10 protein-coding genes are annotated in these 16021 nt (G+C 63.4%); 1 reads left to right on the plus strand and 9 read right to left on the minus strand.

Going from position 1 to position 16021, the window contains the following annotated elements; genetic code table 11:
- Nucleotides 1-27: 27 nt before the first annotated feature.
- From CKW22_RS06135 to pilM, 9 genes are all read right to left on the minus strand, one after another.
- Nucleotides 28-1446: an FAD-dependent oxidoreductase gene (locus CKW22_RS06135; protein WP_033702001.1), complete on the minus strand. Its 1419-nt coding sequence runs from the start codon at nt 1444-1446 to the stop codon at nt 28-30.
- Between the two features lie 122 nt (nt 1447-1568).
- Nucleotides 1569-6014: a glutamate synthase large subunit gene (gltB, locus tag CKW22_RS06140; RefSeq protein WP_095063901.1), complete on the minus strand. Its 4446-nt coding sequence runs from the start codon at nt 6012-6014 to the stop codon at nt 1569-1571.
- 374 nt (nt 6015-6388) lie between these two features.
- Nucleotides 6389-8014: an SPOR domain-containing protein gene (locus CKW22_RS06145; protein WP_033702003.1), complete on the minus strand. Its 1626-nt coding sequence runs from the start codon at nt 8012-8014 to the stop codon at nt 6389-6391.
- A 15-nt stretch (nt 8015-8029) separates the two neighbouring features.
- Nucleotides 8030-9127 carry a 3-dehydroquinate synthase gene (gene aroB / locus CKW22_RS06150; RefSeq protein WP_047582202.1) on the minus strand — a complete coding sequence of 366 codons (1098 nt, stop codon included), beginning with the start codon at nt 9125-9127 and terminating at the stop codon, nt 8030-8032.
- Between the two features lie 96 nt (nt 9128-9223).
- Nucleotides 9224-9742, minus strand: coding sequence for a shikimate kinase AroK (aroK, locus tag CKW22_RS06155; RefSeq protein ID WP_033702005.1), 519 nt, complete (start codon nt 9740-9742; stop codon nt 9224-9226).
- A gap of 4 nt (nt 9743-9746) precedes the next feature.
- Nucleotides 9747-11015 (minus strand): type IV pilus secretin PilQ, encoded by a 1269-nt coding sequence (locus CKW22_RS06160; protein ID WP_084213304.1) that lies wholly within the window; start codon nt 11013-11015, stop codon nt 9747-9749.
- Nucleotides 10939-11937, minus strand: coding sequence for a pilus assembly protein PilP (locus CKW22_RS06165; protein WP_047582198.1), 999 nt, complete (start codon nt 11935-11937; stop codon nt 10939-10941). Before CKW22_RS06165 ends, CKW22_RS06160 begins: the two co-directional genes overlap by 77 nt.
- Nucleotides 11938-11951: 14 nt before the next feature.
- Nucleotides 11952-12488 (minus strand): PilN domain-containing protein, encoded by a 537-nt coding sequence (locus CKW22_RS06170; RefSeq protein WP_033702008.1) that lies wholly within the window; start codon nt 12486-12488, stop codon nt 11952-11954.
- Nucleotides 12485-13348 (minus strand): type IV pilus biogenesis protein PilM, encoded by an 864-nt coding sequence (gene pilM / locus CKW22_RS06175; RefSeq protein ID WP_047582196.1) that lies wholly within the window; start codon nt 13346-13348, stop codon nt 12485-12487. Before pilM ends, CKW22_RS06170 begins: the two co-directional genes overlap by 4 nt.
- A 181-nt stretch (nt 13349-13529) precedes the next feature.
- On the opposite strand from pilM, the gene CKW22_RS06180 reads away from it, so the two are divergent.
- Entirely contained in the window at nt 13530-15980 is a 2451-nt protein-coding gene (locus tag CKW22_RS06180; RefSeq protein WP_371856397.1) for a penicillin-binding protein 1A, read from the plus strand.
- Nucleotides 15981-16021 lie beyond the last annotated feature (41 nt).

Consider the following 16021-nt stretch of genomic DNA (forward strand, 5'->3'; position numbering starts at 1 on the left):
GGGCTGCTGTGCAGCCCCCGCAATCGGTCAGACTTCGAGGTAGTCCAGAATACCTTCAGCCGCTGTACGGCCTTCGAAAATGGCCGTTACCACCAGGTCCGAACCCCGCACCATGTCGCCACCGGCAAACACTTTAGGGTTGCTGGTCTGGTGCTTGAACTTACCTTTCTCCGGTGCTACCACGCGGCCCTGGCTGTCCATCTGGATGCCAAACTGCTCGAACCACGGCGCCGGGCTCGGGCGGAAGCCGAAGGCGATCACCACGGCGTCAGCCGGCAGGATCTCTTCGGAGCCCGGGATCGGCTCAGGGCTGCGACGGCCACGGGCATCCGGCTCGCCGAGACGGGTCTCGACCACTTTGACGCCTTCGACCTTGTCCTCGCCGACAATGGCGATCGGCTGACGGTTATAGAGGAACTTCACGCCTTCTTCCTTGGCGTTCTTCACCTCTTTGCGCGAGCCCGGCATGTTGGCCTCGTCACGGCGGTAGGCACAGGTCACCGACTTGGCGCCCTGGCGAATCGAAGTGCGGTTGCAGTCCATCGCGGTGTCACCACCACCCAGTACCACGACCTTCTTGCCCTGCATGTCGACGAAATCTTCAGGCGACTTTTCGAAGCCCAAGTTGCGGTTGACGTTGGCGATCAAGAAATCCAGCGCGTCATGCACCCCCGGCAGGTCCTCACCCGGGAAGCCGCCCTTCATGTAGGTGTAGGTGCCCATGCCCATGAACACGGCATCGTACTCGGCGAGCAGTTGCTCCAGGGTGATGTCCTTGCCCACCTCGGTGTTCAGGCGGAACTCGATGCCCATGCCGGTGAAGACTTCGCGGCGATTGCTCAGCACGGTCTTTTCCAGCTTGAATTCGGGAATGCCGAAGGTCAGCAAGCCGCCGATTTCCGGGTTGCGATCGAACACAACCGGGGTCACACCGGCACGTACCAGCACGTCAGCGCAGCCCAGACCAGCTGGGCCGGCACCGATGATGGCAACACGCTTGCCGGTCGGCTTGACCTTGGACATGTCCGGGCGCCAGCCCATGGCGAAGGCGGTGTCGGTGATGTACTTCTCCACCGAGCCGATGGTCACCGCGCCAAAACCGTCGTTCAGGGTGCAGGCACCCTCGCACAGACGGTCCTGCGGGCATACCCGGCCGCACACCTCAGGCAGGGTGTTGGTCTGGTGCGACAGCTCGGCCGCCGCCAGGATGTTGCCTTCGGAAACCAGCTTCAACCAGTTGGGGATGAAGTTGTGCACCGGGCACTTCCACTCGCAATACGGGTTACCGCAGCCCAGGCAGCGGTGCGCCTGCTCCACGGACTGCTGCGGCTTGAAGGGCTCGTAGATTTCGACGAACTCTTTCTTGCGCTGGCGCAGCAGCTTTTTCTTCGGGTCTTTACGCCCCACTTCGATGAACTGGAAGTCGTTGTTCAGACGTTCAGCCATTTTTCAAAACCTCTTTACCGCAGTCGCAAGCTAGAAGCTGCAAGCTGCAAGTCGATCACTTGGGTCCGGCAAGCCTCGCACTGCATTACCTGCAGCTTGAGGCTTGCCACTTGCAGTTGTTGTTACTGCGGGTTGGCGCGGGTGCTGGACAGCAGTTGCTTGAGGGTGGCCGCCTTGGGCTTGACCAACCAGAAGCGACGCACGTAGTCGTCCAGGTTTTCCGAGAGCTCACGCCCCCACTCGCTGCCGGTCTCGTCCACGTACTCGGCAAGGACCCGCGCCAGGTGGCTGCGGTAGGCCTCCATCGCTTCACCACTGATGCGCTGGATTTCCACCAGTTCATGGTTGAGCTTGTCGACGAAGCTGTTGTCCATGTCGAGCACGTAGGCGAAGCCGCCCGTCATGCCAGAACCGAAGTTGTAACCGGTCTTGCCCAGGACGCAGACAAAGCCGCCGGTCATGTATTCACAGCAGTGATCGCCAGTGCCCTCGACAACAGCGTGAGCGCCAGAGTTACGCACAGCGAAGCGCTCGCCCGCGGTACCGGCGGCAAACAGCTTGCCGCCAGTGGCGCCGTACAGGCAGGTGTTGCCGACGATGGCGCTGTGCTGGGTTTCGAACGGGCTGCCGGCAGGTGGCACGATGGTGACCTTGCCACCGGTCATGCCCTTGCCGACGTAGTCGTTGGCGTCGCCTTCCAGGTGCAGGTTCAGGCCACCGGCGTTCCACACGCCGAAGCTCTGGCCCGCAGTGCCCTTGAAGCGGAAGGTGATCGGCGCGGCGGCCATGCCCTGGTTGCCGTGCAGGCGGGCGATCTCACCAGAGATACGCGCGCCGATGGAACGGTCGCAGTTGCAGATGTCGAGGCTGAACTCGCCACCGGACTGGTCGCGGATCGCCGACATGGCCATCTCGACCATCTTCTCGGCAAGCTCGCCCTTGTCGAACGGCGGGTTCTTGTCGACTTCGCAGAACTGCGGCTTGTCCGCCGGAATGTGCGAGCTGCCCAGCAGTGGCGACAGGTCCAGGTACTGCTGGCGCTCGGTGTCGCCTGGCAGTATGTCGAGCAGGTCGGTGCGGCCGATCAGCTCGCCCAGGCTGCGCACGCCCAGCTTGGCCAGCCACTCGCGGGTTTCTTCGGCGACGAAGGTGAAGAAGTTGATCACCATGTCGACGGTGCCGATGTAGTGGTCCTTGCGCAGCTTGTCGTTCTGGGTGGCTACGCCGGTGGCGCAGTTGTTCAGGTGGCAGATACGCAGGTACTTGCAGCCCAGGGCAATCATCGGTGCGGTGCCGAAGCCGAAGCTCTCGGCGCCGAGGATGGCGGCCTTGATCACGTCCAGGCCGGTTTTCAGGCCACCGTCGGTCTGTACCCGCACCTTGCCGCGCAGGTCGTTGCCGCGCAGGGTCTGGTGGGTTTCGGCAAGGCCGAGTTCCCACGGCGCGCCGGCGTACTTGATGGAGGTCAACGGCGAAGCGCCGGTACCGCCGTCGTAGCCGGAGATGGTGATCAGGTCGGCATAGGCCTTGGCCACGCCTGCAGCGATGGTGCCAACGCCTGCCTCGGCCACCAGCTTGACCGAAACCAGCGCCTGCGGGTTGACCTGCTTGAGGTCGTAGATCAGCTGGGCCAAGTCTTCGATCGAGTAGATGTCGTGGTGCGGCGGTGGCGAGATCAGGGTCACACCCGGTACCGCGTAGCGCAGCTTGGCGATCAGGCCGTTGACCTTGCCGCCTGGCAGCTGGCCACCTTCGCCCGGCTTGGCGCCCTGGGCCACCTTGATCTGCAGCACTTCGGCGTTGACCAGGTATTCCGGGGTGACGCCGAAGCGGCCGGTGGCCACTTGCTTGATCTTGGAGCTGCGCACCGTGCCGTAGCGCGACGGGTCTTCACCGCCCTCGCCGGAGTTCGAGCGCGCGCCGAGGCGGTTCATGGCCTCGGCCAGCGCCTCGTGGGCTTCTGGTGACAATGCGCCCAGCGAGATACCGGCGGAATCGAAGCGCTTGAGGATGGCCTCCAACGGCTCGATCTGCTCGATCGCCAGCGGCTGGTCAGCCACTTTGACCTTGAGCAGGTCGCGGATCATCGACACCGGGCGCTGGTCGACCAGCGAGGTGTATTCCTTGAACTTGGCGTAGTCGCCCTGCTGCACAGCGGCCTGCAGGGTGTTGACCACGTCCGGGTTGTAGGCGTGGTATTCGCCACCGTGGACGAACTTGAGCAGGCCACCTTGCTGGATCGGCTTGCGCGCGCTCCAGGCTTCGGCAGCAAGCAGCTTCTGGTCGCTTTCCAAGTCTTCGAAACGCGCACCCTTGATGCGGCTCGATACACCCTTGAAGCTCAGGCCGACCACGTCTTCGGCCAGGCCGATGGCTTCGAACAGCTGCGCACCGCGGTACGAAGCGATGGTGGAGATGCCCATCTTCGACAGGATCTTCAGCAAGCCCTTGGAGATGCCTTTGCGGTAGTACTTGAACACCTCGTCCAGGTCGCCCAGCACTTCGCCGGTGCGAATCAGGTCGGCCAGCACTTCATAGGCCAGGTACGGGTAAACGGCCGAGGCACCGAAGCCCAGCAGCACGGCAAAGTGGTGCGGGTCACGGGCAGTGGCGGTTTCGACCAGGATGTTGCTGTCGCAACGCAGGCCTTGTTCGGTCAGGCGGTGGTGCACCGCACCCACGGCGAGCGAAGCGTGCACCGGCAATTTGCCCGGGGCGATGTAGCGGTCGCTCAGTACCAGTTGGGTCTTGCCGCCGCGCACCGCTTCTTCAGCCTGGTCGGCGATGTTGCGGATAGCCGCTTCCAGGCCGACACCTTGCTCGTAGTTGAGGTCGATCAGCTGGCGGTCGAAGCCTTCGCGCTCCAGGTTCATCAACGAGCGCCACTTGGCAGGCGAGATCACCGGCGAGCTGAGGATCACTCGCGAAGCGTGCTCCGGCGACTCCTGGAAGATATTGCGCTCGGCGCCCAGGCAGATTTCCAGCGACATGACGATCGCTTCGCGCAGCGGGTCGATCGGCGGGTTGGTCACCTGGGCGAACTGCTGGCGGAAGAAGTCGTACGGCGAACGCACGCGCTGCGACAGCACGGCCATCGGCGTGTCGTCACCCATCGAGCCGACCGCTTCCTGGCCCTGCTCACCCAGCGGGCGCAGTACCTGGTCACGCTCTTCGAAGGTGACCTGGAACATCTTCATGTACTGCTTGAGCTGGTCAGCGTCGTAGCTGGCCGCGCCCTGGTCGTCGGTAAGGGTCGCCTGAATGCGCGTGGCATGCTGACGCAACCAGCGCTTGTACGGGTGGCGCGACTTCAGCCGGTTGTCGATGGCGTCGGTATCGAGGATCTGGCCGGTTTCGGTGTCCACCGCGAAGATCTGGCCCGGGCCGACACGGCCCTTGGCGATCACCTCTTCAGGCTGGTAGCCCCATACGCCGATTTCCGAGGCGATGGTGATGTAGCCGTTGGTGGTGGTTACCCAGCGCGCCGGGCGCAGGCCGTTGCGGTCGAGCAGGCACACCGCGTGGCGGCCTTCGGTCATGACGATACCGGCCGGGCCATCCCACGGCTCCATGTGCATGGAGTTGTATTCGTAGAAGGCGCGCAGGTCGGCGTCCATGGTCTCGACGTTCTGCCAGGCCGGCGGTACCAGCATGCGCACGCCGCGGAACAGGTCGATGCCACCGGTGACCATCAGTTCGAGCATGTTGTCCATGCTCGACGAGTCGGAACCGACGCGGTTGACCAGCGGGCCGAGTTCTTCGAGGTCCGGGATCTGGTCATTGGCAAACTTGGTGCGACGGGCCATGGCCCAGTTGCGGTTGCCGGTGATGGTGTTGATCTCGCCGTTGTGGGCGAGGAAGCGGAACGGCTGCGCCAGCGGCCATTTCGGCAGCGTGTTGGTGGAGAAGCGCTGGTGGAACACGCAGATCGCTGTCTGCAGGCGCGGGTCATCCAGGTCTGGATAGAACGCCGCGAGATCGCGCGGCATCATCAGGCCTTTGTAGATGATGGTCTTGTGCGAGAAGCTGCAGATGTAGTGGTCGGTGTCGTGGGCGTTGGCCACGGACGAGCGACGACGGGCACTGAACAGCTTGATGGCGAATGCCTGATCGCTCAGGCCTTCACCGCCGATGAACACCTGCTCGATCTGCGGCAGGCGCTCCAGGGCCAGGCGACCGAGCACGCTGGTGTCGATCGGGACCTTGCGCCAGCCAACCAGCGTGAGGCCGGCGGCGAGGATTTCGCGGTCCATGTTGGCGCGGGCAGCTTCTGCTTTGACCGGGTCCTGGTTGAAGAACACCATGCCGACGGCGTACTGCTTGGGCAGTTCGACGGCAAAATGCTCCTGGGCCACGGCCCGCAGGAACTGATCGGGCTTCTGCATGAGCAGACCACAACCGTCACCGGTCTTGCCGTCGGCGTTGATACCGCCGCGGTGGGTCATGCACGTCAGCGCCTGCATGGCGGTTTGCAGAAGGTGGTGGCTCGGTTCGCCCGTCATATGGGCGATCAGGCCAAAACCACAGTTGTCCTTGAATTCTTCGGGATGGTACAGACCTGTTTTCATAGACACTTTCTCACCAGGTTCACCTCTCAACGGAGGTAAATCTCTTTTTTAACAACCACTTACCATCCACGCCGATCAAATGCCAGCTTTTTTTGCGGTGGCCATGGAAAACCATTGTTGCACAGCGACAGCGATGCCCACAAATTTTCATGTCTCACCATTGAAAATTTATGTCGCAATTTTGAATGTTTTTGCGCCATGCGCCGTGATATCGGCTTGGCTGGAGTCTGAAGCGTTTCAGCCATGACTGCAAGAGAGGCTTGTGGCCGGCAGTCTGGGACAGAAAAGCCTGCCGCGCTCAGGCGCAGCAGGCTAGACGAAAAGTCAGGATTCGCTCAGCAACTGGGCGGCGGGGTGATGCCGCCCGGCAGGTATCAGCGGGCCGAGGCCAGCTCTTGTTGGACGCTGGCGACGGTACGTGGCCAAGGTTTACCAGCCTGGACCTTCGCTGGCAAGTTCTTGATTGCCGCAACCGCTGCGTCGCGGTTGGCGAAGCTGCCGTAAGTTACGACGTACAGCGGCTTGCCCTGCAGGTTTTTCTTGAAGTAGCGATAGTCGCCACCCTGGGCCTTGACGAACGCCTGGGCCGAGGCTTCAGAGCTGGTACCGAGGATCTGCACCACATAATTGCCCGGTTTCTGGCCTGCATACCAACCCCCACCGGCGCTGCCACTGGCGACTGGTTTTTCGGCAGGTTTGGCGGCCGGCTTGGCACTAGCGACCTGGGTCGGCGCCGGGGCAGGCTTGGCAGGTGCAACCGGTTTAGCAGGCTGGGTTGCAACGGGTTTTGGCGCAGGCGCAACCGGCTGAACCGGGGCACTGGCGATTGGCTGCGCGGGTACCGGGGCCGGGCCAGCCGGCACACCTTGCGGTGGCGCGATGGTGGTCACGGTCGGCGGGTTGCCAGGCTGCAGTGCGGTATTGCCCGCCGGGCTGCCTTCTTCGCCATCACCCATGCCAGCGGCCTGGGCCAGTGGCTCGCGCATCACCGGTTGCGACTGACCTACCAACGGCAGTGGCATCGGCTGGGACGAGCCGGAGAATTCGATGGCCGGGTTGCCATTATTGGCCTGGGCAGCACCTGGCTGGCCTTCACCGAGGGGCAACTGAGCCTGGGCGGCCGGCACCTCGGCAGGTGCCTTGTCGCCTTTCTTGGGCATGAGAACCGCGGCAGCAACGGCGACCACGACCACAGCGGACAGCGCGAGCACGTGTTTCTTAGGCATTTTCAACCCCATGGATGGTCGCTTGGCCGTCGAACGGCTGGCGATCATGGCTTCGATCAAAGTGTCACGGGCAACCTGGTTGATAGTGCCAGGCCAACCGTCGGAGTGCTCATGGATATCGACGATCTGTTCACGGGTGAACACCTCGATGCCCCGGCCGGCGCCATCCAGACGCTGCTCCAGGTACTCGCGGGTCTCTTCTTCGCTGTAGGGGGCGAGTTCGATGACGTGGAAACGTTCTTCCTCGATGCTGAGCTCATCCAACCCGGCAATCAGCGACGATTCGCCGAACAGGAACACGTGCGGGCGCCCTTCCGGAACACCCGCCGCCAGTTCCAGCAACGCTTGGAGTGCCGACTCGTCGAGTTGTTCCGCATCATCCACCAGCAAATACACTTCCTGCCCGGTCAGCGCCAGTTGCACCACCTTGGACAAGATAGCCTGGACCTCAGGCTGGGCGACTTCCAGCGACTGCGCGACCTGGCCAAGCACACTGGCCGCATCGCTGGCGCCACGGGCGGAAACCACCACGCTCTGCACCGACTGCTTGTTGGTGCTGGCCACCAGGGCCTGGCGGAGCAGGGTCTTGCCGCTGCCCAGGGGGCCGGTGACAACCAGCATCAACTGGCTGTAACGCGCCAGGTGATGCAGCTGGCCCAGCACCGGCTTGCGCTGGGCAGGGAAGAACTTGAAACCGGGCACGCGGGGCGCGAACGGATCGTGGCTCAACTGGTAATGGTCGAGAAAGGCCTCATCGGCATGCAAACTGGTCATTGCGCTGTCACAACCTCAAAGCTGGGCCACGATCGCGCGGTAATCCGCCGACAGCGTGGCCTGAAGAATCTCTTTCGGATAGTCGTCGGTGATCACGGCCTCGCCCATCTGGCGCAACAGCACCAGACGCAGACGACCGTCGAGCACCTTCTTGTCGACCGCCATATGCTCCATGAAATGCGCCGGGGTCATTTCCTGTGGTGGCACCACCGGCAAACCTGCGTCCTGCAACAGGCGGATTGCGCGATCACGCTCGGCCTGGTCGATCCAGCCAAGGCGCATGGACATTTCCAGGGCCATCACCGTGCCCGCCGACACGGCTTCGCCATGCAGCCAGACACCGTAGCCCATGTGGGTTTCGATGGCGTGCCCAAAGGTATGCCCAAGGTTCAGGGTCGCCCGCACGCCAGATTCACGCTCGTCGGCGCCGACCACGGCAGCCTTGGCCGCGCAGGAGCGGCTGATGGCTTCGGTCAGGGCCGCAGAATCCAGGGCACGCAGGGCATTCATATTGTCCTCGAGCCAACCGAGGAAAGGCTTGTCGCAGATCAGACCGTACTTGATCACTTCGGCCAGACCTGCGGACAGTTCACGCGCTGGCAGGGTCTTGAGGCTGGTGGTATCGATCAGCACTGCGTTGGGCTGGTAGAAGGCACCGACCATGTTCTTGCCCAACGGGTGGTTGATGCCGGTCTTGCCACCGACCGAGGAATCGACCTGGGACAACAGGGTAGTCGGCACCTGGATGAAATCGACGCCGCGCTGGTAACAGGCTGCGGCAAAGCCGGCCATGTCGCCGATCACGCCGCCACCGAGGGCTACCACCGTGGTGCGGCGGTCGTGTCGCGCGGTGAGCAGGCCATCGAAGATCAGCTGCAGCGTTTCCCAGTTCTTGTAGGCTTCGCCATCCGGCAACACCACGGGCAACACTGAATACGCACCCAGGGTCTTGGCCAGGCGTTCGAGGTACAGAGGCGCGACGGTTTCATTGGAAACGATGGCGACCTGCCGCCCGGCAATATGCGGCGCCAGCAGCTCAGGCTGGTCCAGCAGGCCTTCGCCAATGTAGATCGGGTAGCTACGCTCGCCCAGGTCGACCTTTAGTGTCTGCATGTATCCCCACAATGTACTTGGGTGCGGCGCCGTTTGGGCGACGCACGCGGTAAGTTGAACCTCGCCTCGGCGCTGGTGGCCGAGAATAGTCCCGGCTTATCGGGGCGGCAACTGCTGCAAGCGCTCGAGAATATCGATCACCACCATGCGCGGTGGCCGCTCATCGGTTTCAACGACCAGGTCGGCGATCTCGCGGTAGAGCGGATCGCGGGCTTCGAGCAGGGCGCGAAGGGTCGCTTCTGGGTTGGCGGTGCGCAACAGCGGGCGATTGCGATCGCGTGCGGTACGACCGACCTGCTGCTCCACCGAGGCATGCAGGTAGATGACCCGGCCACCTTGGTACAACGCCTGACGGTTGGCATCACGCATGACCGCGCCGCCACCCGTGGCCAGCACCACGCCGTCGAGCGCGCAGAGCTCGGCGATCATCGCCTGCTCACGGTCACGGAAGCCCGGCTCGCCTTCCTTGTCGAAGATCCACGGGATGTTGGCGCCGCATCGCAGTTCGATTTCCTTGTCGGAATCCTTGAACAGCAGGCGCAGCTCTTTGGCCAAGAGGCGTCCAATGGTGCTTTTACCAGCGCCCATGGGCCCCACAAGTATCAAATTTCGCACAGAATCAACGACTCACAGCAATCGCCTGGTCACTCATGATACGCGGAGTCAGGAAGACCAGCAGCTCGGATTTTTTCTCTTGTAATACATCGCGTCGAAACAGCCGCCCAACATACGGCAGATCGCCGAAAAATGGCACCTTGTCGACCACATTGTTTTGCGTGGTCGAGTAGACGCCACCGATCACGATCGTCTCGCCGTCGGCCACGCGAACCTTGGCATTGACCTCGTTCTTGCGGATCGGCGGTACGTTGTTCAAGGCATTGACGTAGTCAGGCTCGTCCTTGGTCACCCTGACGGTCATGATGACCTTGTTGTCCGGGGTGATTTGCGGGGTGACTTCGAGCGACAGCGAAGCCTCGCGAAACGACACCGAAGTGGCGCCGCTCTTGCTGGTTTCCTGGTAAGGCACTTCAGTGCCCTTGAGGATCCTGGCGGTTTCCTTGTCGGCCGTGACCACCTTCGGCTGCGAGATGATTTCGCCATTGCCGCTCTTCTCCATGGCACTGAGTTCAAGGTCGAGCAAGATGCCCCCGCGCAGCACACCCAGGCCCACACTGGAGCCGGCACGCTCCACGCCAAGGTCGACGAACAGCTCCTTGCCTGGCCGCACGCGCTCATCGTACAAAGGCCCACCCCAACGCACCCCTAGGCTCTTTTCGTAATCGACGCTGGCCTCGACAATACGCGCCTCGATCGCCACCTGGCGCACCGGCACATCCAGCTGCGCCACCAGTTGGCGTAGCTCGTCCAGGCGATCGGCGGGTTGGTAGGCCACCAGGGTGTTGGTGCGCGCATCGACGCTCAAACTGCCTCGCCCGGTCAGGATGCCGTCGTCCGCCAGTGTCGCCAGCAGCAGTTGCGCGAGCGCTGAAGCTTCGGCGTGATGGATCGGCATCAGCTCACGCTGCAGGGGTTGCAACTGGGCATCCAGCACCTGGCCCATGCGGGCGTCGAGCGACTGCCCGGCAAGCTCGGCCGCAGGCGCCACCAGCAGCACATTACCCTCTTCGCGACGGGCCAGGCCCTTGCTGCGCAGCACCAGATCAAGCGCCTGGTCCCAGGGCACATCCTGAAGCCGCAGGGTGATATTGCCCTGCACCGCGTCGCTGGCGACCAGGTTCACACCGGCGTAGTCCGCCAGCACCTGCAACACCGCGCGCACCTGAACATCCTGAAAGTTCAGCGACAGCGGCTCACCCCGGTAGGGCGTTGCCGACGCTAGCGGGATCGCCAAGACCCACGCCACCATCCATTTCCAGAGCTTCTTCATGCGGGTCCGGGACCTCCTTGTCCAGGGCTTTTCGGAGCGTGAGTATCGCGGTGCGTTCTTGCCAGGCACTGGCCATGAACCAACGTTCGCGCACTTCGACCTGCCGCTCGTCGACACGCACCACAACACCTTCATCGCGCCCTAGCCGATCACCTGGGCGCACGCGATACAGCCGCCCTGCGGACAGCAGCAGGGCTTCCTGCGCTGTGCCACGTGCCAGGCTGCCGACCATTTCCAACTGTGCCAAGGGCACGCCGCGCAGTTCGCCGGGCGGCATTCGCGCCGCACCAGAGGCGAACGGGTCGAGCAAAGGCGGCATGGCCGCTGCCCTGGCGGGCAAATCCGCCAGTGACGCGGGCGCCGGAGGCGCCGCATCGGCATGGTAGGCATGAACCCTCAGGCGCAAGCGCAACACGGTAGGCCGCCCCTCGGCTTGATGCAGGCTCATGTCTTCGACGCGCAGCAGCCGCGCCTGGCCCAGCCAGTCATCCAGCCAAAGGCGCAACGCCGTGTATCGCCCCACCACGTGCACATCCAGGGGGGTGGTTCGGTAATCGGCCTGGCTCACTTCGTCATGTATGTCTAGCCGCTCGAACAACAGGCCATATTCATGCCCCGAGGCCGCCAGGGCATCGAGCAAGTCACTCATGCGCTGCCCTGCCGAAAGCTGCCACAGGGCGAGCTGCAATGCCTGCCGCGCGGCAGCCAGAGAACCCTCTGCGCGCGCCAGCTCAACTACCTGCGCCGCCTTGGCCGCATGTGCCTCATTCAACTGCTTATGCTGCGCAGTTACCTGCGCTTGAGCCTGCCGTAGCTCCGGCAGGCGGACTGCACACCCTAGCGCCAACACCAGCACACCCAGCAGGAACGAAGCGCCCCACCGGAAGCGGCGGGACCGCTCGACCCTTGCTTGCCAACGCATCCACCACGCTGCACTCACGACCAGAACGCCGACACGCGCGCAGTCAGGACGAACTCGTCACCCGAAGGCAGGTGCTTCACATGCTTGAGTGCCAGGCCTTGCAACACTGCGGAGCGTTCGAGGTCGCGCATGAACTGGGCGACCACGGCGCCGGATGCGGCCACACCGGTGACGTGCAAACGGCCGTGCGCAAGCGTTAGCTCAGTGAGCTGCAAGCCTGCGGGCAACGCGGCCTCCACATCTGCGAGCAAGGCAGGCAGTACCCCCTGATCGGCCCTCAGGCGGGCCAGGGCCGCAACCTGCGCCTGGGTGGCATCGTGGTCGGCACGCACGTCGGTGTGCTGCTCCAGCTGCTTGCCCAGCAGCGCCAGCGCAGACTGGTGGCTGGCATTGCTCGTCGCTTGCTGCTGGGCGCGCTGGCGTGCCAGTTGGTCAATCAGCATCACGCAACAAAGCGCCAGGATTGCACTGCCAAGCAACATCCACTGGAAGCGCCGAAGCATCGAGCGGCGCTGCCGCTCGCGCCAAGGTAATAGGTTCAGACGCATCATGGGCGCATGCCCCCTGAGGCCAAGGCGCATGCCAGCAGCATGCCGCCGTCTTCCGGCGCCAGCCCCGCACGCAGCGGCAGTTGCCGACAGGGCAGGTTCACCGCTTCACTCAGGCCTTCAAGCCACCCCTGCTCAATCACCGAGCTGCTGACGACCAGCAAGCACTTCAGCTGGGCTTCGCCCGCCAAATGCGCATGCAATTGGGCAGGCATTTGCCCGAGGTGCAACTCGCGGCGCTGCGCTGGCACGCCCTGTTGCCAGCAATGCAACGTCGCACCTTGCGCCTCCAGGCGTAACAAGGCCGAGCCCGCAAGCTCGCTCTGCGGCAACATTCGCTGCAACGCGACGCTGTCGACTTCCATCACCTCCAGCTGCAGCCCGGCGGCATCAAGCAGGGCTTCAATCGGCTCCAATGAGCGCTGGCGACAGGCAGCCACCATGACATCCAGGCAGCCGGCCTGGTCCTTGGAAGGGCCAAGCACCTGAAAGTCCAAGGCCAGATCCTCCAGCGCAAAGGGGAACAGGCGATCGGCATCGGCCAGCAACTGCGCTTCCATGTCCGCCTCACTCTGGCCTGCCGGTAACTGGCAAGGCTTGCAGATCACCTGATTTGCCGGCAGCGCTAGCGCAGCCCGCCGCTGCCGAATGCCGCTGCGCCTGCAGGCACGCTGCAAGGCACCTACCACGCGCACAGGGTCGCTTGCCCAGTCACCGCCACTGTAGGGTTCATACGGTTCGTGCGCCCAGGCCGCGACCTGGCAACGCCCATTGCGCTGCCGCAGCTGCACAACCCGAACCGAATCGGAGGCAATTTCCACCCCCATCAATGAACCGGCATCCATGCCGAAACGTCCAAGCATCACTGCTCCTTTGCTGTATGCCGCAAACCCGCGTCAACACTAGGCCTGCGCGGCCGAACGGATCGACGGGCCGCCTGGCCGGTCACCCGGCGAGGCGAAAAAATGCTTATAATGCCCAGCGTTTTTGGTCCGCTGGACCCGTACGCAATTCACTTATCAACCTGGACGCCCAAAAGCCTTGATACGTCTGCTGAAGTTCTTCTGGTGGTCTTCCGTCGCAGTCATTAGCGCGCTCGTACTCGGTGTGAGCGGTGCGTTTCTGTATCTTAGCCCTAGCCTGCCCTCGGTCGAGTCACTCAGAAGCATCCAGTTGCAGATCCCCCTCAGGGTGTACAGCAGCGACGGCAAGCTGATTGCCGAGTTCGGCGAAATGCGCCGCTCGCCGATCCGCTTCGCGGAAATCCCCCCACAATTTATCCAGGCGCTTCTGTCAGCCGAGGACGACAACTTCCTCAATCACTATGGCGTCGACCCCAGCAGCCTGATGCGCGCGGCCACTCAGTTGGTCAAAACCGGTCATATCCAGACCGGTGGCAGCACCATCACGATGCAGGTGGCGAAGAACTTCTTCCTGACCAGCGAACGCAGCTTCTCGCGCAAGACCAACGAAATCCTCCTGGCCTTGCAGATCGAACGTGAGCTGACCAAGGACGAAATCCTCGAGCTGTACGTGAACAAGATCTACCTGGGCAACCGGGCGTACGGCATCGATGCGGCCGCACAGGTCTACTACGGCAAGTCGATCCGCGACGTGAGCCTGGCGCAGATGGCAATGATCGCCGGCCTGCCCAAGGCTCCTTCGCGCTTCAACCCGCTGGCCAACCCGGTGCGCGCCAAAGAGCGCCGCGACTGGATCCTGGGCCGCATGTACAAGCTCGGCAAGATTGACCAGGCCAGCTACCAGACCGCCCTGGCCGAACCGCTCAACGCCAGCTACCACGTGCCGACCCCCGAGGTGAACGCCCCGTACATCGCTGAAATGGCCCGCGCCGAGATGGTCGGCCGCTATGGCAGCGATGCCTACACCGAAGGCTTCCGTGTCACCACGACCGTGCCGAGCGACATGCAGGAGATGGCCAACAAAGCCATTCTCGGCGGCCTTTCCGACTACGACGAACGCCACGGCTACCGCGGCCCCGATGCGCGCTTCCCGGGCAAGACCCACGCAGCCTGGCTGCTGGAGCTGGGCAAGCAGCGCACCCTGGGCGGCCTTGAGCCGGCCATCGTCACCCAGGTCGACAAGGCCGGGCTTACGGTGCTGACCCGTAGCGGCCAAGAAGAAACCGTCGCCTGGGACACCATGAAGTGGGCGCGCCCGTTCCTCAATAGCAACTCCCAGGGCCGCACACCGCAGAGCCCGGCAGATGTTGCACAGGTCGGCGACCTGGTGCGCCTGCAACGCCTGGATGACGGCACGCTCAAGTTCAGCCAGGTGCCGGGCGCACAGAGCGCGCTGGTCACCCTCGACCCTTACAACGGCGCTATCCGTGCCCTGGTCGGCGGCTTCTCGTTCGAGCAGAGCAACTACAACCGCGCCATGCAGGCCAAGCGCCAACCCGGTTCGAGCTTCAAGCCTTTCATCTATAGCGCGGCACTGGACAGCGGCTACACCGCCGCCAGCCTGGTCAACGATGCGCCGATCGTGTTCGTCGACGAGTACCTGGACAAGGTCTGGCGACCGAAGAACGACACCAACACCTTCCTCGGCCCGATCCGCATGCGCGAGGCGCTGTACAAGTCGCGCAACCTGGTATCGATCCGCCTGCTGCAGGCAATGGGCGTGGACCGCACCATCGACTACATCGCCAAGTTCGGCTTCAACAAGCAGGACCTGCCCCGCAACCTGTCGCTGGCACTGGGCACGGCTACCCTGACCCCGATGGAGATCGCCACTGGCTGGAGCACTTTTGCCAACGGCGGCTACAAGATCACCCCCTACCTGATCGATCGCATCGAGAGCCGCAACGGCGAGACACTGTTCACCGCCAACCCGGCCCGTGTACCTCAAGGTGCCGAGGACCAGGCCGGCCTTGCCGCGCCTGAACAGCCGATCAGCACCGTAGCGATGCCGGGCGAGGCGCCAGCCGCCTTTGGCCAGGTCACACCGGCGCCACAAGTGCCGGCAGTGGCTGAGCAGATCATCGACGGGCGCACCAGCTACATCCTCACCAGCATGCTGCAGGACGTGATCAAACGCGGCACCGGCCGCCGTGCACTGGCCCTGGGCCGCACCGACCTGGCGGGCAAGACCGGTACCACCAACGAGTCCAAGGATGCCTGGTTCTCCGGCTACAACGCCGATTACGTGACCACGGTATGGGTCGGTTTCGACCAACCCGAAACCCTGGGCCGTCGTGAATACGGTGGCACAGCGGCACTGCCGATCTGGATGAGCTTCATGGGCGCCGCGCTCAAGGACAAGCCCAACCACGCCCCTGCGGAGCCGGAAGGCATCCTCAGCCTGCGGGTTGACCCGGTCAGCGGTCGCGCCGCCTCGCCGAGCACGCCCAACGCCTATTTCGAGCTGTTCAAGGCTGAAGACTCGCCGCCGTCGGTGGATGAGCTGGGCAACGGTGCGGCACCGGGCAGCCCGCTGCCGGCAGATGAAGCGGCGCCGATGGATCTGTTCTAAAAGCGCAGTGCTGTCTTGAGGTTTGAGTGGGCGCGTAAATC

This window comes from Pseudomonas sp. Irchel s3f19 (assembly GCF_900187555.1).
In the GTDB taxonomy this organism is placed as follows: Bacteria; Pseudomonadota; Gammaproteobacteria; order Pseudomonadales; family Pseudomonadaceae; genus Aquipseudomonas; species Aquipseudomonas capeferrum.